The organism is Pandoraea nosoerga (genome assembly GCF_902459585.1).
In the GTDB taxonomy this organism is placed as follows: domain Bacteria; phylum Pseudomonadota; class Gammaproteobacteria; order Burkholderiales; family Burkholderiaceae; genus Pandoraea; species Pandoraea nosoerga.
Map to the genome: position 1 here is coordinate 289,758 of NZ_CABPSC010000004.1, position 20,006 is coordinate 309,763.

The window sequence follows — 20,006 nt, forward strand, 5'->3', positions numbered from 1 at the left end:
TAAGGCGTGAAGAACGGCGGCCCGCGAGGCCGCCGTCCGCGCTTTGGGAGGCAGTCCTTTTCGCCGTCTTTCCGGTGAGGGCGCCAACGACAAACGACTGACAGGCTAGACAAGACACAGTGCGGAAATACTCGATCGGCAAGCGCGCAAATTCGTCCCGCAATTCGTTTCGCCTGAGTGCGGCGGCGGCTGTTCTGTGGAGTCTCGGGCTTCTGAATGCAGGGGCCGCCGAATTCGGGCCGCAACAGGTGCGTTCGGGGCCGGGCCAGCCACTGCGCGCGGTGATCGTGCTGGGCAACGTGTCGCAGGCGGAAGCCGACGGTCTGTCCGTCAAACTCGCCCCGCGCGAGGCGTTCCGGCAGGTCGGCCTGCGCTACGACCCCACGCTCGAGAAGCTCTCCGTGTCCGTCTCGCCCACGGGCGGGCGCGAGCCCGGATATAGCGGTACGTACCTCGTGCATGTCGACTCGGCCGAGCCGGTGAGTACGTCGTTCCTCGACCTGTTGCTCGTGCTCGAATGGCGCACCGGCCGTCAGTCCAGCGCGGTCACGCTCTCGGCGATTCCCGAAGCGAGCGCCGCGCAGCCGCAGGCCGTCGTGCCTGCCGCTGCCGCTGCCGCGACGCCGGCGGCGGCGTCTTCGTCGCCTGCTTCCCCGTCTGCCTCCCGGCCAGCCCCCGCCTCTGCCGGCGCCGCCGCGTCCGCGCACGCCCCGGCGGGGTCTTCCGCCGCTGTTGCGGCGTCGCCCGACGGCGCGCGCACGGTTGGCGCAGGCGAGTCGCTGTCGTCGATCGCCCGCGAATTCACGGGCGGTGAGGGCGGCACGACGCTCGCGCAGATGATGACGGCCTTGTTCGAGGCAAACCGCTCCGCGTTCATCGGGAACGATCCGAATCGTTTGCGCAAGGGGGCGACGCTCAACCGTCCCGCCGACGATCAGGTGCAGAGCATTCCTCCCGCGCAGGCCCGCAAATTCGTGGCCGCGGCACGCGAGCAGTTTGACGCGTATCGCGCGCGGCTGGCCGATTCGGCGGCGCAGCAGGCGCCGGCCGGTGGCCGCAGTGCACAGGGCGCGATCGAAGCGGGCAAGGCGCCGGAAGCCGCCGCCCCCGCCACGCGCGATGAATTGAAGCTGTCGCGACCCGGCAAGGGCGGCGCGGCCGGTGCGTCCGGACGCGCAAGCGGCAGCGAAGAAGAACAGATCGCCCAGGGCAAGGCACAGGCCGAAGCCCAGGGCAGGGTGAACGAGTTGCAAAAGAACGTAGCAGATCTCCAGAAGCTGTTGGCGATGAAGAACCAGGCCGTCGCCAGTCTGGAGGAGCAGGCCGCCACCGCTTCCGGAGCGAGCACGCAGGACAAGACCGCGAAATCGGCCGATGGGAAGGCGACAGCAGCCGCTGCCGCCGCCGGTGCGAAGAACGCGGGGCAGGGCGCCGGCGCGCGTGATACCGCCGCTGCCGCCAATGCTGCCGATGTCGGCGCGAGCGCCGCGACGGCGTCCGCCGCTTCGGACGCGACGGCTTCGTCGCCGGTGGCCGAAGCAGGGGCGTCGCAACCCGGCGCGGCGGCTTCCGCAGCGAAGGCCGAGGCCGCCGCCAGCGCCCCGGCGGCCGACGCCCAGCCCGCCGCGAACGCCGGCATGAGCTGGCGCGCGGTCCGTGAGAATCCGTACCTCTTGCCGGGCGCCGGCGCGCTGGCGGTGCTGCTCGGCCTGTGGTGGCTCATGCGCCGGGGGCGCGCTGCGACGCCAGCCGGCCAGCCTGGACCGTATGACGACGGCCGCGATGATCGGGGCGGCCACGGCGGCCACGGCGGCCCCGACAGCCACGACGAACGCGAGCGCGTCGGCGCACCGCACGACGCGGCCCAGGAAGCCACGTCCTCGCGCGGTGCCGCGCCAGCCGGTGCGGTGGCTGCGGCAGGTGCGGCAGGTGCTGCGGGTGCTGCGGGTGCCGCCGCGCTGTATGCCGCAAACCAGGCTGAGGCGGACGAACATCTGCATCCGCCCGCCGACGACACGTGGGCCGAGCCGGCTGACGCGCATGGCGTGGCGGCGCTCGACGAGACCCCGCCCGGCCCGGTGGCGGCAGACGCCGGCGCGCCGGGCGAGTGGGGCGCCGAACAGGAGCATTCGCGCGACGAACCGGCCGACACCGCGCGCGCCGAGACGTCGGGGGAGCCCCTGGGCGAAAGCGTGCACGAAGCATTGCAAACGGCCGCAGAGCCGGTCGCCGGCGAGCCGCTGGCCGTTGGGCCGGAAAGCGCCGTGCAGGCCGCTGGCGAGCCGGAGATCGACTGGGATGCCGCCTTTGCGGAGCAGGCGGGCGAAGCGCCCACGCCGCATGACGATCCGGTCGACGCAACATTGTCGTCATTGGAAGCCTTGAGTGTCGCAGGGGCGGCAGGCGGCGCGGCGGCAGGCGGCGCGGCGACAGTCGCCGGTACTGCGGCGGCCGCGGCGCCACACCCCGAGGGCGCGAACGAAGCGGGCGAAGCGAACGAAGCGAACGAAGTGGACGAGGCGCCCGAATCCATCCCATCCACGCCATCCGCCCGCTCCGCCTCGATGCCGGGGGCGATCGCAGCCGACGCAGTCCCCGAAGGCGGCGTGGCCGGCATGCTGGGCGATCTGGATCTGTCGATTCCGGGCCAGCCGGCGCACGTCGGCACGATTTCGAGCGACGCCTTGCCCTCGTTGACGCAGGGTCTCGGTTCCGTGCAGTTCAAGATGGCGCCGCTGGGTTCGCCGGCGCATGAGCAAGCCGCCGCCGAGGCCGACGCTGCCGAGTTCGACGGTGAACTGAGCGATGCCGATTTCGACGCGGCGATGGCGCAGGCGCGCGCCGCCTCGCAGGGCTCGCGCGGCAGCTATGCGGACCAGGCGCACGAAGTTCACGGAATGCACGAAGCGCCGTCGCTCAAGCCGATGTCGTTCGATCTGTCGGACTTCAGTCTCGATCTGAAGGGCGACGACGCGCCGGTCTTGTCGACCTTGCCGTCCGCAATGGGCGAGCAAGCGCGGGTCGAGCACGAGACGCTCGCGGCGCCGGACACGCCGTATGCCGGAACGCCGGCCGCGCCGCAAGCGCCCGAGCTCGCGCCGGCTGCCGCGTCTGCCACGCCCACTGGCGCTGATCCGATCGTGCCGCATGCCGTCGCGACGGCGTCGGGAGAGCCGCAGGTGCCCGACGAGTTCCATACGAAGCTGGAGCTGGCGATGGCGTACCAGAGCATCGGCGACGACGACGGCGCCCGCGAGCTGCTCGAAGAAGTGATCGCCGGCGGCGACGCCGCGCAGCAGTCGGTCGCGCGGGCGCGGCTCGCCGAGCTGGGCAAGTGACGCCCGCGCGAGGCAACGGCGAAGACCACACAGATTGACCGTAGTTTGGGGCGCCCGTAGGTTGGGCGCCCGTTTTTCTTTTACCGCAGGCGCGCCGCGGGGCGCGCATCACGTTTTGGCGCATATGCGAATCGCACTGGGCATTCACTACGACGGCACGGCGTTCTCCGGCTGGCAATCGCAGCCGCACGGCAACACCGTGCAGCAGGCGCTCGAGGCCGCGCTGCGCGAGTTCGGCGGCGTGGCGTTGGCGACGACCGTCGCCGGGCGCACCGACACCGGCGTGCATGGCATCGGCCAGGTCGTGCATTTCGACACCGAGCTCGATCGCGCCATGTTTTCGTGGGTGCGCGGCGTCAACGCATTTCTGCCCAAGACCGTCGCCGTGCAATGGGCGCAGGCGATGCCGGAGGATTTCCATGCCCGCTTTGCCGCCTTCGAGCGCACCTATTTCTACGTGCTGTACGTCCACCCCGTGCGCTCGCCGCTGCTCGACGGCCGTTGCGGCTGGCTGCACACGCCGCTCGATCTCGACGCGATGCGCACCGCGAGCCGGACGCTCGTCGGCGAGCATGACTTCTCGGCGTTCCGCTCGTCCGAATGCCAGGCCAAGACGCCCGTGAAGCACCTGTACGCGATCGACATCGGGCAGCAGGGGCATTTCTTCGTGTTCCGCTTTCGCGCGAGCGCCTTCCTCCACCATATGGTGCGCAACATCATGGGGTGCCTCGTGGCGATCGGCCGGGGACGCCAGCCCGCGAGCTGGATGGCGGACGTGCTCGCGAGCCGCGACCGACGCCACGCCGCGCCGACGTTCATGCCCGACGGCCTGTATCTGGCTCGCGTGGGGTATCCTGATCGTTTCGCGGTGCCCGAGCCCAACTGGGCCGCGTGGCCGTTTCCGATGCCGTGGGGCAGTGCATGAAATCCCTCAACACTCGTACCCGAATCAAGATCTGCGGCCTGTCGCAGCCGGCCGACGTCGATCACGCCGTCGCGCTCGGCGTGGACGCCATCGGCCTCGTGTTCTATCCGCCCAGTCCCCGTTTCGTCGATCTCGCGCGCGCGGCCGAACTCGCCCGCCGCGTCCCGCCATACGTGAGCGTGGTCGGACTGTTCGTCAACGCGACGGCCGGCGAGATCGCCCGCACGGTCGAGGCCGTGCCCCTCACGAGCTTGCAGTTCCACGGCGACGAGACGCCGGGGCAGTGCGCGGCGCTCGCGGCGGCGGCCGGACACCGTCCGTACCTGCGCGCCATGCGTATCGGCCCCGAGACGAAAGACAGCGGCGATTTGCTACAATTCGCCAACGCATACACCGTCGCGCAAGGCCTCTTGCTCGATGCCCTGGTCGAGGGTTACGGCGGTGGAGGAAAGGTTTTCGATTGGTCACTTATTCCAAAAGACATCGCGCGTCGGGCCGTTTTGAGTGGTGGCTTGAACGCACACAACGTTGCTGATGCCATCCGGCAGGTGACGCCATACGCCGTCGACGTGTCGAGCGGCGTGGAGGCGTCGCGGGGCGTGAAGGATCCCGCCCGCATGACGGCGTTCGTGCACGCAGTGCGTGCCGCGGACGCCGAATGAGCAACCCGCCGGTGCGGCGGCCGCCAGGGCCCGCCACCGGTACCGCGAAGAGTGACGACCATGTACGAATTGCCTGACGCCCGCGGCCATTTCGGCCCGTATGGCGGTGTCTTTGTGGCCGAGACGCTGATTCACGCGCTCGACGAATTGCGCGACGCGTATGCCAAATACCAGCACGATCCGGCCTTCCTCGAAGAATTTCATTACGAACTGAAGCACTACGTCGGCCGTCCGTCGCCGATCTATCACGCCAAGCGCTGGAGCCGCGAGCTGGGCGGCGCGCAGGTGTACCTCAAGCGCGAGGACCTGAACCACACGGGCGCGCACAAGGTGAACAACGTGATCGGCCAGGCGCTGCTCGCGCGTCGCATGGGCAAGCGCCGTGTGATCGCCGAGACGGGCGCGGGGCAGCACGGCGTGGCGAGCGCCACCATTGCTGCGCGCTTCGGCATGGAGTGCGTGGTCTACATGGGCGCGGAAGACGTCAAGCGGCAGGCCGCCAACGTCTATCGCATGCAGTTGCTGGGCGCGACCGTCGTTCCCGTGGAATCCGGTTCGAAGACGCTCAAGGACGCGCTCAACGAAGCCATGCGCGACTGGGTGACCAACGTGGAGAGCACGTTCTACATCATCGGCACGGTGGCCGGCCCGCATCCGTATCCGATGCTCGTGCGCGACTTCCAGAGCGTGATCGGCGAGGAGTGCAAGGTGCAGATGCCCGAGCTCGCCGGCCGCCAGCCTGACTACGTGCTCGCCTGCGTGGGCGGCGGCTCGAACGCGATGGGCATCTTCTACCCGTACATCGACGTGCCGGACGTCAAGCTGATCGGCGTGGAAGCCGCGGGCGACGGCATCGAGACCGGCCGCCATGCGGCGTCGATCATCGGCGGCACGCCGGGGGTGCTGCACGGCAACCGCACGTATCTGCTGCAGGACGCCAACGGCCAGATCACCGAGACGCACTCCATCTCGGCGGGGCTGGATTATCCGGGTGTGGGGCCGGAGCACGCGTGGCTGCACGACATCAAACGCGCAGAGTACGTTGGCATCACCGACACCGAGGCCCTCAGGGCGTTCCACGATTGCTGCCGGATCGAGGGCATTATTCCCGCACTGGAGTCGAGCCATGCGCTTGCCTATGCGTGCAAGCTTGCGCCGACGCTGCCGAGCGACCGGATCGTGCTGGTCAACCTCTCGGGGCGCGGCGACAAGGACATGCACACCGTGATGGCGCTGGCCAACCCCGCGCCCGAGGGCGCATGAGGGCGCAACGCCGCGCATGACCGGCGAGGCGAGACTCCATCGATCCGACAAAGGTAACCAGAACCAGCATGACCGATCTGAGCGATCGCAAGGCACAAAATGACGTCCTCGGGACCGAGCGTCCCGTGGACGCCACCGAAGCCGCCGCCGCACGACTCGAGGCCATGGAAGCGGCCGGCGAGTTGCGCGCGCGGTGGGCGCCGGGCGACATCACGTTGCGTCATGCGGACTTCCTGCAGCACGTGCACGAACTGGAAGACGGCAGCGTCGACCTGATCCTTGCCGACCCGCCGTATGGGCTCGGCAAGGACTACGGCAACGACTCCGACAAGCGCTCCGGCGAGGACTTCCTCGGCTGGACGTATGGCTGGCTCGAAGCGGCGATCCCGAAACTCGCGCCGCGCGGCTCGCTGTACCTGTTCTGCACGTGGCAATACGCGCCCGAGCTGTTCGTGTTCCTCAAGCAGCGCCTGCTGATGATCAACGAGATCATCTGGGATCGCCGCGTGCCCAGCATGGGCGGGAGCACGCGGCGGTTCTCGTCGGTGCACGACAACATCGGCTTTTTCGCGGTCTCGAAGGACTACTACTTCGATCTCGACGCCGTGCGCGTGCCGTATGACGCCGCCACGAAGAAGGCGCGCTCGCGCCGTATCTTCGAAGGCAGCAAGTGGCTGGAGCTGGGGTACAACCCCAAGGATCTGTGGTCGATCTCGCGATTGCACCGGCAAGACCCCGAACGCGTCGATCATCCGACGCAGAAACCGCTGCATATCATCGAGCGCATGGTGCTCGCCAGTTGCCCGCCCGGCGGACTCGTGCTCGACCCGTTCATGGGCAGCGGCACGACGGCCGTGGCCTGCGCGCTGCACGGCCGGCGTTTCGTCGGCTTCGAGCTCAACGCGCACTACCACGCGCTCGCCAACCAACGACTTCAGAGACTTTCCGATCATGTCCCGCATTCAAGCGACGTTCCAAGCCTTGCAAGCGCAGGGTAAGAAGGGCCTCATTCCGTTCATCACCGCGGGCGATCCCGAGCCGGGCTGGACGGTCAGGCTCATGCATGCGCTCGCCGACAACGGCGCCGACGTCATCGAGCTCGGCGTGCCGTTCTCCGATCCGATGGCCGACGGCCCGGTCATCCAGCGTGCCTCCGAGCGCGCCCTGGCCCGCGGCGTGAGCCTGGCCGAGGTGCTCGGCTACGTGGCGGCGTTTCGCCAGACCAACGACCGCACGCCGGTCGTGCTCATGGGCTACGCCAACCCGATCGAGGCGATGGGGCTCGAGGCCTTCGCCGAGCGCGCCGCCAGGGCTGGCGTGGACGGCGTGCTGGTCGTCGACTATCCGCCCGAGGAGGCGGAGGGCTACGCCCGCGCCATGCGCGCGCAGGGCATGGATCCGATCTTCCTGCTCGCACCCACGTCGACCGAGGCGCGCATTGCGGCCGTCGCCCGCCAGGCGAGCGGCTACCTGTATTACGTCTCGCTCAAGGGCGTGACCGGGGCGGCGAGCCTGGACCTGGCCAGCGTGGCCGCGAGAATCCCCGAAATCAAGGCCGCGGCGGCGCTGCCCGTCGGCGTGGGCTTCGGCATTCGGGACGCCGAGACGGCGCGCGCCATCGCGTCGGTGGCCGACGCCGTGGTCATCGGCAGCGCCATCGTGCAGCGGCTCGAGAACACGCCGCGTGATCTCGAAGGCCAGAACGCGGTAAAATCGCTGGCTGAATTCATCGGCGGCATCCGCCAGGCGCTCGACGAGGGCGTCAAATCCGCGTAAATTCGCGTCCAAACGTTCGCGTCCGAACGTTCGCGTCCGAACGCGATGATCCGCCCGGTGAAACGCTGAATCGAAACGGCCGCGTGGCGCGGTCGCCAGAAACGCCCGCCCTCGTCGAGCGGGCGTTTGCCAAGGAGAAACTATGAGCTGGCTCGACAAGCTGCTGCCCCCGAAGATCAAGCAAACCGATCCGACGCAGCGCAACAAGAGCATCCCGGAAGGGCTGTGGATCAAGTGCCCGTCGTGCGAAGCGGTGTTGTACCGCAACGACGTGGAAGCGAATCTGCACGTTTGCCCGAAGTGCGATCACCACATGCGCATCGGTGCGCGGGCGCGTCTGGACGCGCTGCTCGATCCCGAAGGCCGCTACGAGCTCGGCCAGGAGATCGTGCCGGTCGACGCGCTGAAATTCAAGGACAGCCGCAAGTATCCCGATCGCATCAAGGAAGCGATGGACGACAGCGGCGAGACCGATGCCATGGTCGTCATGGGCGGTGCGATCCACACGCTGCCGGTCGTGGTGGCGTGCTTCGAGTTCTCGTTCATGGCCGGCTCGATGGGCTCGGTCGTCGGCGAGCGCTTCGTGCGCGGCGCGCAGAATGCGCTCGAGCAGGGCGTGCCGTTCATCTGCATTACCGCTTCGGGCGGTGCGCGCATGCAGGAAAGCCTGCTCTCGCTCATGCAGATGGCCAAGACCACGGCCATGCTGACCAAGCTGTCCGACGCCAAGCTGCCGTTCATCTCCGTGCTGACCGATCCGACCATGGGCGGCGTGTCGGCGAGCTTCGCCTTCCTCGGCGACGTGGTGATGGCCGAGCCCAAGGCGCTGATCGGCTTTGCCGGCCCGCGCGTGATCGAGCAGACCGTGCGCGAGAAGCTGCCCGAAGGGTTCCAGCGCTCGGAATTCCTGCTGCAGAAAGGCGCGATCGACATGATCGTCGACCGGCGCAAGATGCGCGAAGAGATCGCGCGTCTGATCGCCCTCATGCAGTGCCAGCCGGCCGACGCGGTCGCCTGAGTCCGGAGGGCGCGACAGCCGTCGCGCCCGTCGCGTGGCACGCGCGGTTGCGGCGCCCCAAAGGGCCGGGCAACGGCGTAGAATGTCACAACGCCACGCAGTGTCGCGCAAGCGGCACGTGAACGCATTACTTCGCAGAACCCGAAGCGCGGACGTTACCTCGTTACGTCCGCGCTTTGCATTTCTGCCCGCACATTCATGCCGACATACTCCACTCTCGACGCCTGGCTCGCCCATCTGGAAACCGCCCACCCCGTGGGCATCGACATGGGCCTCGCGCGTATCGGGCGCGTCAAAGAGGCGCTCGGACTGAAATTCCCGTGCCCCGTGTTCACGGTGGGCGGCACCAACGGCAAGGGTTCTACCTGCGCCATCCTCGAGGCGATCCTGCTCTCGGCGGGCTATCGCGTGGGCTGTCACACATCGCCGCACCTCATCAAGTTCAACGAGCGCGCGCGCGTGAACGGCGAGATGGTCGACGACGCCACGCTGCTGCCGCACTTCGAGGCGGTCGAGCGCGCCCGCACGAGCTTCGACGAACCGGTCTCGCTCACGTACTTCGAATTCACCACGCTCGCGATCATGCATCTGTTCGCGAGCGCCGGGCTCGACGCCGTGATTCTCGAAGTCGGCCTGGGCGGGCGGCTCGATGCGGTCAACATCGTCGACGCCGACTGCGCCGTCGTCACGAGCATCGACATCGACCACGCGCAGTATCTGGGCGACACGCGCGAGGCCATCGCCATCGAGAAGGCGGGCATCTTCCGTGCGGGCAAGCCGGCGATCTGCGGCGATCCCATGCCGCCGGCCACGCTGCTGGCCGAAGCCGAGCGCATCGGCGCGGACCTGTGGCTGTTCGGGCGCGATTTCAACTATCAGGGCGACAAGCAGCAGTGGAGCTACGGCGGGCGCCACATGCGGCGTCCGGCGCTGGCCTATCCGGCGCTGCGCGGCGCGAACCAGCTGCTCAACGCGTCGGCGGCGCTGGCCGCGCTCGAGGCGATGCGCGCGGCGCTGCCGGTGTCCGCGCAGGACATCCGGCTGGGCCTCGCATCCGTTGAGCTGCCGGGGCGCTTCCAGGTGCTGCCGGGACGCCCGGCCGTCGTGCTCGATGTCGCCCACAACCCGCACGCGGCCGCCGCGCTCGGACACAATCTCGACGGGATGGGTTTCTTTCCTTACACCTATGCCGTGTTCGGCGCGATGGCCGACAAGGACATCGAGGGCGTGCTGCGCCACCTTGTCGACAAGGTCGATCACTGGCGCTTGTGCGGGCTGCCCACCGAGCGCGCGGCGAGTCCGGCGCTGCTCGAAGAGAAGCTGCGCGCCGTAGGGTTTCACGAAGATGCCGACCATTCGGTGCAAACCTTCGAATCCCCCGAGAAAGCTTACGCCGCCGCGCTCGAGCAGTGCGGCGAGAATGATAGAATTGCGGTTTTTGGATCGTTCTACACGGTGGCCGGTGTGATGTCGCACCGCAAATTGCAGCGCCATTGACCGCGAACGGTGCGTTGCCGTGACATTTGCTTACCAGAAATGTCATGCGCATGACGCACCGGATGCGCGATGATCAGTCCAACGACGCGAGTTTCGACCTGAGCCAAGGGCCTATGGGATTGTTTTCCTTCCGCAAGAAAGACGCCGAAGCCGTTTCCCCGAAGCGCGGTAGCCGCAGGAGCGGCCGCACCGGCACCCGTGCGGCGGGAGGGGGCGAATACAGCGAGCACGAGCAACTCGATCCGCTGCTGCCCGAGAAGCAACGCGCGCGCCGCCGTCTGGTCGGCGCGTTGGCGCTGGTGCTCGCCGCGGTCATCATTTTGCCCATGGTGCTCGCGCCCGAACCGAAGCCGGCGGCCGATGACATCGCGATCCAGATCCCCGGCAAGGACGCCAATTCTCCACCCGTGCGCGTGAAGCCGCAGGCGGCGCGGCCATCGACCGATGCATCGCTCGACAAGGGCGAGGAGGCCGTCGACGGCAACGCGCTGGCGAACAGCGCGACCCGGCCGTCCGTGCCGGCGCCGGCCCCGACGGGCCTGCCGTCTTCCTCGTCTTCGTCTGCCGCGCCGGTCGCTGCCGTGCCGTCGGCGCCGGGCAGCGTGCCCGAGCCGCAGGTGGCGCAGGCCAAGCCGGAGCACAAGCCCGAAGCGAAGCCCGAGACCCGCAAGCCCGAGCAGCACGCGGACGCCAAACCCGCCGCCAAACCCGCCGAGCCGCACGACACGGCCAAGACGCAAGCCCGGCCGCAGAACAATGTGGCCGACCCGATCGCACAGTTCGCGCAGAACAACCCCAAGCCGGCGAAGGCCGCCGACACGCACGACAATGCACAGAAGCCGGCAGCCGCGGGCGGCAAGTACCTGGTGCGCATCGGCGCGTTCTCGACGCAGGATCGCGCGCAGGCGTGGCTCGTCAAGCTCAAGCTCGTGAACGTGCCGAGCTACATGGTCAAGAGCACGGTCGACGGGCGTGAGCTCTATCTGCTGCGAGCGGGGCCGTTCTCCGACCGTGCGAGCGCGGAAGCGGCAGGCAAGAAGATTCGCGACGCCGGCCTGACCGCGCAGGTCGCCGAGGCAGGTTGAGTTGGGCGATACCGTACACGGCGGTCTGCTGACCGTGGTCGACTACGCGGCCATCGCGATCCTGCTCGGGTCGATGTTGCTGGGCATGCTGCGCGGGCTGGTGCGCGAGCTGTTCAATCTGGTCGGCTGGGTCGTGGCGTTCTTCGTGGCGCGCGCTTTCGGTCCGACGCTCGCGCACTGGCTGCCGGCCGACCTGCCTGGCGGCGAGATGACGCAGGGCGCGCTGGGCTTCCTGCTGGTGCTCGTTGCGGTGGTGTTCGGCGCGGGAATCGTGAGCGCGCTCGTGGGACGCATGACCGATCTGATCGGCCTGCGTCCGGCCGATCGCGGCCTGGGCATGCTGTTCGGGATCGTTCGCGGCGTTTTGCTCTTGATGTTGTTGATGGTTGCCGCCAGATTGACGGCATTGCCGCAGCAACCGGCATGGCAGCATTCGCTGACGCGTCCGTGGGTGGAGGCGGGGCTGGAGCGACTCATGCCGTACCTCCCCGAGCCGGTTCAGCACTATCTGCGCAAGCCCGAGGCGGCCGTGCCGAGCATGCCGGGGGTGAATTCGCTGAACGCGCCGGTGCCGCTGCCACAGTTGGAACCTTATCGCGGCGCGCCGTCTCCTGCGCCCGGCACGTCGGAAGCGCCGCGCGCGGCGCCGCAAGGCCAGGGCGGACAGGGAAGCCGGGTCGAGACGACTATCGAAGCCCGGCCGGCGGGGCAGCGCACACCGGACGCGCGGGGCGCGCAGGGCGATGGCGCGCGCGTGTCGGGGATTTCGGCCCTGATGGGCGCAGACATGATCCACGGCGGCCGGGGGATGACGAGCCAGGGCGGCTCGGGCGCCGCCGGGGCGCAATCGCAAGGATGGGGCATGCGAAGCGGCGGATCGGCCGCGCCGTCGACCGGCCTGCAGAAGGTTTCCGAATGACGGATAATACAGTCCGTTTGACGCAGATTTCGATGTTTTTTGAAGGATTCATGCCATGTGTGGCATCGTCGGTGTAGTCTCCAAATCCCCGGTCAATCAGTTCATCTACGATAGCCTGCTGCTGCTGCAGCACCGCGGCCAGGATGCCGCCGGCATCGCCACGACGGACGGCCACTCGTTCTATATGCACAAGGGCAACGGCATGGTGCGCGACGTGTTTCGCACGCGCAACATGCGCGACCTGCCCGGCACGGTCGGCATTGGCCAGGTGCGCTACCCCACGGCCGGCTCGTCGAGCGCCGCACAGGCCCAGCCGTTCTACGTGAATGCCCCATACGGCATCGTGCTCGCGCACAACGGCAACCTGACGAATTGGGAACAGCTCAAGGACGAGATGTTCCGCGTCGACCGCCGTCACATCAACACCACGTCCGACTCCGAAGTGCTGCTCAACGTGCTCGCGCACGAACTGCAGGAAAGCTCGCGCGAAGGCTTGTCCGTCGCGTCGCTGTTCCAGGCGGTGAGCAAGGTGCATGGCCGCCTGCGCGGCTCCTACGCGATCGTCTCCATCATCTCGGGCTTCGGCCTGCTCGCGTTCCGCGACCCCAACGGCATCCGTCCGCTGTGCATCGGCCGCTTCGACGGCCCGAACGGCACCGAATGGATGGTGGCCTCGGAGTCGGTGGCGCTAGAAGGCATGGGCTTCGCGTTCGAGCGCGACGTCAAACCGGGCGAGGCGATCTTCATCAGCAACGACGGCGAGCTCACTTCGCAGCAGTGTTCGCCGTCGGCGTCGATGCATCCGTGCATTTTCGAACTCGTGTATCTGGCGCGTCCCGATTCCGTGCTCGACGGCGTGCCGGTCTACGACGCGCGCCTGCGCATGGGCGACTATCTCGCCGAGAAGATCCGCCGCGAGATCGACTACAAGGACATCGACGTCGTCATGCCGATTCCGGACTCGAGCCGTCCGGCGGCCATGCAGGTCGCCAAGCGCCTGGGGTTGAACTATCGCGAAGGCTTCTTCAAGAACCGCTACGTCGGCCGCACGTTCATCATGCCGGGCCAGGCGATGCGCAAGAAGTCGGTGCGTCAGAAGCTCAACGCCATGCGCGTCGAGTTCAAGGACAAGAACGTGCTGATCGTGGACGACTCGATCGTGCGCGGCACCACCAGCCAGGAAATCGTGCAGATGGCGCGCGATGCCGGCGCCCGCAAGGTGATCTTCGCCTCCGCGGCGCCGCCCGTGAAGTTCCCGAACGTGTACGGCATCGACATGCCCACGCGCAGCGAACTGGTGGCGCATGACCGCAGCGACGAGGAAGTGGCCCGCATCATCGGCGCGGACGAACTGATCTATCAGGACGTCGAGGACATGAAGGCCGCCGTGCGCGACATCAACCCGGATCTGACCGACTTCGATGCATCATGCTTCGACGGCAATTACATCACGGGCGACGTCACGCCGGAATACCTGGATCGCCTGGAGCAGCAACGCAAGGCGCCGAAGGCGCCGGTCGTGGAAAGCCCCGAGGCCGATGAGGCCGAGCCGCGCGGAGCACAGCTTGGCCTGTGAGGCCGGAGAGACTATTTCCCGCATCGCCGGCGGCCTAGGAAACCGGGGAAACCCCGGAGTGGCCGGCAGGGCGGGGCAGGCGGCGAGGATTTTCCTTCTTCGCCTGCAACGTGCTACACTGCACCGAACGTCGATTTGATTTCAGCTTGCGGACGTGGGGGAATATCCCCGAAACAGCTAAAGCGAGGCCTAGACAGATGGATTTCGAGCCCGTTTTGCTGACCAGCGAAACGGGCTTTTCTTTTTTTGGGTCGGGATTCGGCCGCCGGAATGCGCCAGCGGAAGGCAGACGGCGGTACGGGCAGCGGCCTTGACACCACGACGAGACACACGATGGACTCCTTCGACTTCGATACCCTGGCGGTGCGCGCGGGCACGCAGCGCTCCGAGTTTGGCGAGCACTCCGAGGCGCTGTACCTGACCTCGAGCTTTGTGTTCAAGAGCGCTGCAGAGGCCGCCGAGCGGTTCGCGCATTCGGAGGAGGGCTTTACCTATTCGCGCTTCACCAATCCGACGGTGTCGATGTTCCAGGATCGTCTCGCGGCGCTCGAAGGCGGCGAAGCGTGCATGGCCACGGCCTCGGGCATGAGTGCCATCGTCTCGGTCGTGATGACCGCGCTCTCGGCGGGCGACCACCTCGTGAGCTCGCAGAGCATCTTTGGCTCCACGCTCAACGTTTTCTCCACCATCTTCAACCGTTTCGGCATCGAGACGACCTTCGTCGATCCGACCGACCTCGATGCGTGGCGCGCCGCGATTCGCCCGAACACGAAGATGTTCTTCCTCGAGACGCCGTCCAACCCGCTCACCGAAATCGCCGACATTGCGGCGATCGGCAAGATCGCCAAGCAAGCCGGCGCGCTGTTCGTCGTCGACAACTGTTTCTGTACGCCGGTGCTGCAGCGCCCGATCGAATACGGCGCCGACGTCGTGGTGCACTCGGCGACGAAGTATCTCGATGGCCAGGGCCGCGTGCTTGGCGGCGCCATCGTCGGCAAGAAGGACTTCATCATGGGCAAGATCTTCACGTTCGTGCGCAGCGCGGGGCCGACCCTGTCCGCGTTCAACGCATGGGTGCTGCTCAAGGGGCTGGAGACGCTGTCGCTGCGTGTCGAGAAGCAGTCGGCCAACGCGCTGGCCGTGGCGCAATGGCTCGAGCGGCAGCCGCAAGTGGCACGCGTGTTCTACCCGGGCCTGCCGTCGCACCCGCAATACGAACTCGCACAACGCCAGCAGACGGCCGGCGGCGCGATCGTGGCGTTCGAGCTCAAGGGCGCCACCCCCGCCGAGCAGCGCGAGAATGCATGGCGCGTGATCGACAATACCCGCGTGTGCTCGATCACCGGCAACCTCGGCGACACACGCACGACCATCACGCATCCGGCGAGCACCACGCATGGCCGCATTACGCCGCAGGCGCGTGCGGCCGCCGGCATCACCGAAGGGCTGATCCGTCTCGCCGTGGGCCTGGAGTCGCCGGCCGACATCCAGGCCGATCTGGCGCGCGGTTTCGCGAAGTGACCGGGGCGCGGACCATGAGTCGATTCTGGAGTGCGGGCGTGGCGGAACTCACGCCCTATGTGCCCGGTGAGCAGCCGCAGATGCAGCGGCTCATCAAGCTGAACACCAACGAAAATCCATACGGTCCGTCGCCGCGCGTGCTCGCGGCGATTCGTGAAGCGCTCGGCGAGCGCGCCGACGCGCTCAAGTTGTATCCCGATCCGGATGCGCGCCGCTTCAAGCAGGCGATCGCGCAGCGTTTCGGACTGGACGTGGCCAACGTGCATGTGGGCAACGGTTCCGACGAAGTGCTCGCCAACGTCTTTCAGGGCCTGCTCAGGCACGACAAGCCGATCCTGTTTCCCGACATCACCTATAGCTTTTATCCCGTGTATTGTGGGCTGTACGGCGTGGCGTTCGAGACCGTGCCGCTCACGGCGTCGTTCGAAATCGATATCGACGATTATCTGAGGCCGAACGGCGGCATCATCTTTCCGAACCCGAATGCGCCGACGGGGCGTGCGCTGGCCTCGGGCGAGATCGAGCGCCTGCTGGCCGGCAGTCCTGACGCTGTCGTGGTGATCGACGAGGCCTACATCGACTTCGGCGGCGAGAGCGCGGCGGCGCTGATCGCGAAATATCCGAATCTGCTCGTGGTGCAGACGCTGTCGAAGTCGCGCTCGCTGGCGGGCTTGCGCCTGGGCTTTGCCATCGGGCATCCCGATCTGATCGAAGCGCTCGAACGCGTGAAGAACAGTTTCAACTCGTATCCGCTCGATCGTCTCGCGCAAGCGGCCGGGGTGGCGGCCATCGAGGACGAAACATATTTCGACGAGACGCGCCAGGCCGTGATCGCGAGCCGCGAGGCGTTGACCGGGCGCCTGAGCGCATTGGGCTTCGAAGTGTTGCCGTCGAAGGCGAACTTCGTGTTCGCGCGCCATGCGTCGCACGACGCGGCCACGCTTGCCGCCGCGTTGCGCGAGCGCTCGATCATCGTGCGCCACTTCAGGCATGCGCGCGTGGCGCAGTTCCTTCGCATCACGGTGGGGACCGAGCCGGAGTGCCAGGCCCTGACGCAGGCGCTTGGCGAAATCCTGGGCGCCTGAGCGCTGCGGCCGGGCGTTCGGGAAAACCGGTGCGAGCCGTCGCACCGGTTTTTTTACGCCCGTGGGACGCCTTCGCCCGCCGGCACCAAGGCGCTGTCGAGCGACGCGAGCCGTGCCGCCCGCGACGAGGCGATGATCGCCAACTGCGCCGCGTACCCCACGGCCATACCGAACAGACACGCGCGGGCGCCGAGCGACGCGGCCAGCGAGGCGCCGACCAACGCCCCCAGCGGCCGCGCCCCGAACGTCGCTGTCATCGTCGCGGCCGACACGCGTGCGATCAGCCTGCCGGGCGTCACGACCTGACGCAGCGACGTCGTCGAGATCGTCCAGACGATCGGCCCGAAGCCGAACAGAAAGAACGCGCCGAAGACGATCACATGGGCGCTCGCACCGCCCCGGAGCCACCACGTGCTCGCCATCATGAACGCGGCGAGGCATGCACACAAGGGACCGAGCAGAATCTGCCTGCCGAACGTGAGGCGCGCCGCGATTCGCGCGTATCCGAATGCGCCGCACACCATCCCGAGACCGTACACGCCGAGCGCGGCGCCCACCGTCGGTGCGGTGAACGCGAGCGAGTGAATCGCGTAGTAGGCGAACACGGCGAGCAGCAGATACCACGAAGTATTGAAGACGAAGGCCGTCATGACGATCGGGCGCAGATAGTCGTTTGCCGCGACGAAGCGCACGCCTGCGATCAGTTCCCGGCCGAAATGGCGGCGCGAGGCCGGGCGGGGCGCTTCGAGGGGCAGGCGCGACAGCCAATACGCGCTGGCGAGCGAGAGCACGAGCGCGCCCGCAAAGGCCGGCGTGCCGGCGGCCCAGCCGGCGAGCAGGCCGCCGAGCGCCGGGCCGGCGGTAAATGCGACGCTGCGTGCGATTTCCAGCTTCCGGTTCGCCGCGAGCAGATCGCCGGGGACGACCAGCGAGCCGACCAGCGAGGGCGCTGCCGCGCCAAAGACGACCGTGCCCGTCGCCATCGCGAAGCCGAGCACCGCCAGCGCGGTGAGGGTCAGCGTGCCGCTGCGCAACAATGCAAAAAGCAGCAGCAATGCCAGCGCGCGAAGCAGTTCGGTTGCCATCATCAGCGGTTTGCGGCGATAGCGATCGGCGAGCACCCCCGCGGGCAGCGACAGCACAAGAAAGGGCAGCGCGGCCGCGCCCTGGAGCGAGGCGGTCTGTCCGGCCGATGCGCCCAGGGCAACCACCGCGACGATCGGGATGACGGCGAGCGTCATCTGTTCGCTCAACTGCGCGGCGAGGTTTGCGCGCGAAAGATCGGCCACCAGGGTCGCCGTGGGAGGCGCGTCGCGCCCGGCGGGCGGCGAGGCAGCGCCGGTGTGTGAGGTGGCCGGACGCTCGTCCAACGCATTGCGTGAAGTACCGTTTGCCATCGAGTCTGCTCCGTGCGGCAGGGTTGCCTGCGGAGCAGTCTAGGCGGCGCGCTTAGCGAAAACGCTCCGTTTCTTGCGATGGAATCGATGGCGCCGACCGTGCCGGCGAGGTCGCGAAAAGCGTGCGGGGTGCGAGGGAAGACGGCGAGGGCGACGGTGCGTAGGCTTGGCCGTTGATGCGCCGAACCGTCGGCACGAAGGCGTCGCTCAGAACGTCTTGGGCCGGACTGTAATAGGTCGTGTCGATGTCGAGCAGGCCCAGCATGGTGTGCTCGAGCCGATCCGTCTGATACGGGCGGGCTTCGAGCGCGGCGCGCGTGCGGGCGTCCACGCCGGTGCGCGTCCATACGATCATCGGAATCTCATAGCCGGAGGCGTCCGCGACTGACTGGCCCGTGTGATTGCGCGTGTGCCCGACTTCCTGTGCATGATCGGAACTGAAGAGCAGGCTGGCGCCAGAGGCGCCGCCGGCCTTCGCCGACGCGGCCATCGTCTTGCGGATGAGGCTCGCCACGACGAAGTCATTGTAAGCCACGGCGTTGTCGTACTCGTTGCGCAGACGTCGCACCCACAGCGAGCGTCCCTGCGCCTTGAGGCTGGTCATCACGGCATCGTCGCCGCTGTCGAAGCGCGCGTATTCCTCGGGGTAGCGCATGTTGTAGGTCGGGTGCGCACCGAGCAGATGCACGACGATCAGCTTGCGGGGCGCGTCGTCGGCGAGCGCCGCGTCGAATTCGGGCAGCAGGTTGCCGTCGACATTGTTCTCGCCGCGCCCGAAACCCTTGTTGATGAATACGCGCTTGTCGGCGCGACCGGCGACGAGCCCGAGCCAGCCGTCGTTGGGCACCTGATTCGAGATCCAGTAAGTGCGATAACCCGCTTCCCTGGCAAGCATCACGAGATCGGGTTGACGGGTCCACGCTTCGGGATCGTCGAGGCTCGCCGGCGTGAGCATCTTCATGAGCGAGGCCATCGTGGCCGGCTCCGACGACACTACGTCGCGAAACACGATCAGATGCTCGCGCAGTGAATCGAGCATTGGGGTGGTGTTGCGCGCATAGCCGTAGAGCGACATGTTGTTGCGATTCAGGCTCTCGCCGATCACCCAGACGACGGTGTGGTTGGCCGGCCCGCGATAGCGCACCTGCCAGGCGTCTCGTCGGGTCATGTTGGCTTCCAGCTCGCGTTGGAGCTTGTCGGCGTGCGCGAGCTGCGCCTTGTAGTCGAGATAGCGGATCGGCCAGTAGAGCAGGGGGTTCTCCTTGGCCATCGTCGGATTGAGGTGCAGCGCGAGGAAGCCGGCGAGCAGCGTGGCGACGGCAATCTTGCCGCCGCGCCGCATCGGCGTCGGCCGCCGGGCGGCTTCCGCGCGCGACAGACGGCGCTCGAGCGCGGCGACGCTCGCCATGATCGCGGCGAAGGCGGCGCTCGCTTCGAAGACGTCGCGCCAGTGATGCACAAGGAACTCGCCCGCCTCCGACGGATTGGTGTTGAACACCGCCTGGAGCACTAGCAGGTGATTCGGCCGCATGCCGAAATAATCGCGCAGAAAGCCCTTCGTCGCCGCATCGAGAAAGAAGATGGCGAGCACGCCAAGCGCCGTCGCGCTCAGCCACGCGCGGGGCGCGCGCAGCCACAGGCACAGGCCTGCAAGCCCAGGCAGCGCCGTCATCATGAGTGCTGCGCTCTTGCCGAACTCGTTGATGCTCAGCATGCCGAGCGCCCAGAACGTGGCCAGGCCGGCGAGGCCGAGAGACAATCGGTAAGACAGTGATTTCAAAATCGTTTCCCCCCAAGTGCCGTGTTGCTGCGCTCACGCGCGTTGGCCGATGCATTGGCGCGGTTGCCGGGGCGCCGTGCAGCGTCGCCGCATTCGACCATGGATCGCGCGATTGGTGTCCGCGGGGGGAAATTCATGAGACGAACGGCAGTCGCTTTTGCGCG

At 67.6% G+C, this 20,006-nt stretch carries 15 protein-coding genes; 13 read left to right on the forward strand and 2 right to left on the reverse strand.

Translation table 11 applies throughout. The features are described 5' to 3' along the window. The first annotated feature begins 119 nt into the window (after positions 1 to 119). The 13 genes from PNO31109_RS08135 to hisC all read left to right on the forward strand — a co-directional run bounded on the left by PNO31109_RS08135 (position 120) and on the right by hisC (position 16,665). Positions 120 to 3,338: a motility hub landmark protein FimV gene (locus tag PNO31109_RS08135; RefSeq protein ID WP_150555089.1), complete on the forward strand. Its 3,219-nt coding sequence runs from the start codon at positions 120 to 122 to the stop codon at positions 3,336 to 3,338. A 124-nt stretch (positions 3,339 to 3,462) separates the two neighbouring features. Continuing rightward, complete coding sequence (gene truA / locus PNO31109_RS08140; RefSeq protein ID WP_150555090.1) at positions 3,463 to 4,263, forward strand: tRNA pseudouridine(38-40) synthase TruA; 801 nt, start codon at positions 3,463 to 3,465, stop codon at positions 4,261 to 4,263. After that, positions 4,260 to 4,925 carry a phosphoribosylanthranilate isomerase gene (locus tag PNO31109_RS08145; RefSeq protein WP_150555091.1) on the forward strand — a complete coding sequence of 222 codons (666 nt, stop codon included), beginning with the start codon at positions 4,260 to 4,262 and terminating at the stop codon, positions 4,923 to 4,925. The genes truA and PNO31109_RS08145 overlap by 4 nt, the downstream gene beginning before the upstream one ends. Positions 4,926 to 4,985: 60 nt before the next feature. After that, positions 4,986 to 6,188 carry a tryptophan synthase subunit beta gene (trpB, locus tag PNO31109_RS08150; protein WP_150555092.1) on the forward strand — a complete coding sequence of 401 codons (1,203 nt, stop codon included), beginning with the start codon at positions 4,986 to 4,988 and terminating at the stop codon, positions 6,186 to 6,188. A 164-nt stretch (positions 6,189 to 6,352) separates the two neighbouring features. Beyond that, on the forward strand, positions 6,353 to 7,186 hold the full coding sequence (locus PNO31109_RS08155) for a DNA-methyltransferase (protein WP_150555154.1): 834 nt from the start codon (positions 6,353 to 6,355) through the stop codon (positions 7,184 to 7,186). Beyond that, positions 7,140 to 7,964, forward strand: a complete 825-nt coding sequence (gene trpA / locus PNO31109_RS08160) for a tryptophan synthase subunit alpha (RefSeq protein ID WP_150555093.1) — start codon at positions 7,140 to 7,142, stop codon at positions 7,962 to 7,964. The genes PNO31109_RS08155 and trpA overlap by 47 nt, the downstream gene beginning before the upstream one ends. A gap of 142 nt (positions 7,965 to 8,106) precedes the next feature. Next, positions 8,107 to 8,982, forward strand: a complete 876-nt coding sequence (gene accD, locus PNO31109_RS08165; protein WP_150555094.1) for an acetyl-CoA carboxylase, carboxyltransferase subunit beta — start codon at positions 8,107 to 8,109, stop codon at positions 8,980 to 8,982. 198 nt (positions 8,983 to 9,180) lie between these two features. After that, positions 9,181 to 10,479: a bifunctional tetrahydrofolate synthase/dihydrofolate synthase gene (gene folC, locus PNO31109_RS08170; protein WP_150555095.1), complete on the forward strand. Its 1,299-nt coding sequence runs from the start codon at positions 9,181 to 9,183 to the stop codon at positions 10,477 to 10,479. A gap of 113 nt (positions 10,480 to 10,592) precedes the next feature. Next, complete coding sequence (locus PNO31109_RS08175; protein WP_150555096.1) at positions 10,593 to 11,564, forward strand: SPOR domain-containing protein; 972 nt, start codon at positions 10,593 to 10,595, stop codon at positions 11,562 to 11,564. Position 11,565: 1 nt separating this feature from the next. Beyond that, positions 11,566 to 12,483 carry a CvpA family protein gene (locus PNO31109_RS08180; RefSeq protein WP_150555097.1) on the forward strand — a complete coding sequence of 306 codons (918 nt, stop codon included), beginning with the start codon at positions 11,566 to 11,568 and terminating at the stop codon, positions 12,481 to 12,483. A gap of 55 nt (positions 12,484 to 12,538) precedes the next feature. Beyond that, the gene (gene purF, locus PNO31109_RS08185) at positions 12,539 to 14,059 is read left to right on the forward strand and encodes an amidophosphoribosyltransferase (protein ID WP_150555098.1); all 1,521 of its coding nucleotides are present in this window, start codon (positions 12,539 to 12,541) and stop codon (positions 14,057 to 14,059) included. A 333-nt stretch (positions 14,060 to 14,392) separates the two neighbouring features. Beyond that, on the forward strand, positions 14,393 to 15,580 hold the full coding sequence (locus PNO31109_RS08190; protein ID WP_150555099.1) for an O-succinylhomoserine sulfhydrylase: 1,188 nt from the start codon (positions 14,393 to 14,395) through the stop codon (positions 15,578 to 15,580). A 14-nt stretch (positions 15,581 to 15,594) separates the two neighbouring features. After that, a complete protein-coding gene (gene hisC / locus PNO31109_RS08195) occupies positions 15,595 to 16,665 on the forward strand; it encodes a histidinol-phosphate transaminase (RefSeq protein WP_150555100.1) in 1,071 nt (356 codons plus the stop codon). A 53-nt stretch (positions 16,666 to 16,718) separates the two neighbouring features. On the opposite strand, the gene PNO31109_RS08200 is transcribed toward hisC, so the two are convergent. Both PNO31109_RS08200 and PNO31109_RS08205 read right to left on the reverse strand, forming a co-directional pair. Beyond that, positions 16,719 to 18,062, reverse strand: coding sequence for an MFS transporter (locus tag PNO31109_RS08200; RefSeq protein WP_150555101.1), 1,344 nt, complete (start codon positions 18,060 to 18,062; stop codon positions 16,719 to 16,721). A gap of 52 nt (positions 18,063 to 18,114) precedes the next feature. Next, complete coding sequence (locus PNO31109_RS08205) at positions 18,115 to 19,842, reverse strand: phosphoethanolamine transferase (RefSeq protein ID WP_241013868.1); 1,728 nt, start codon at positions 19,840 to 19,842, stop codon at positions 18,115 to 18,117. Between the last annotated feature and the right edge of the window lie 164 nt (positions 19,843 to 20,006).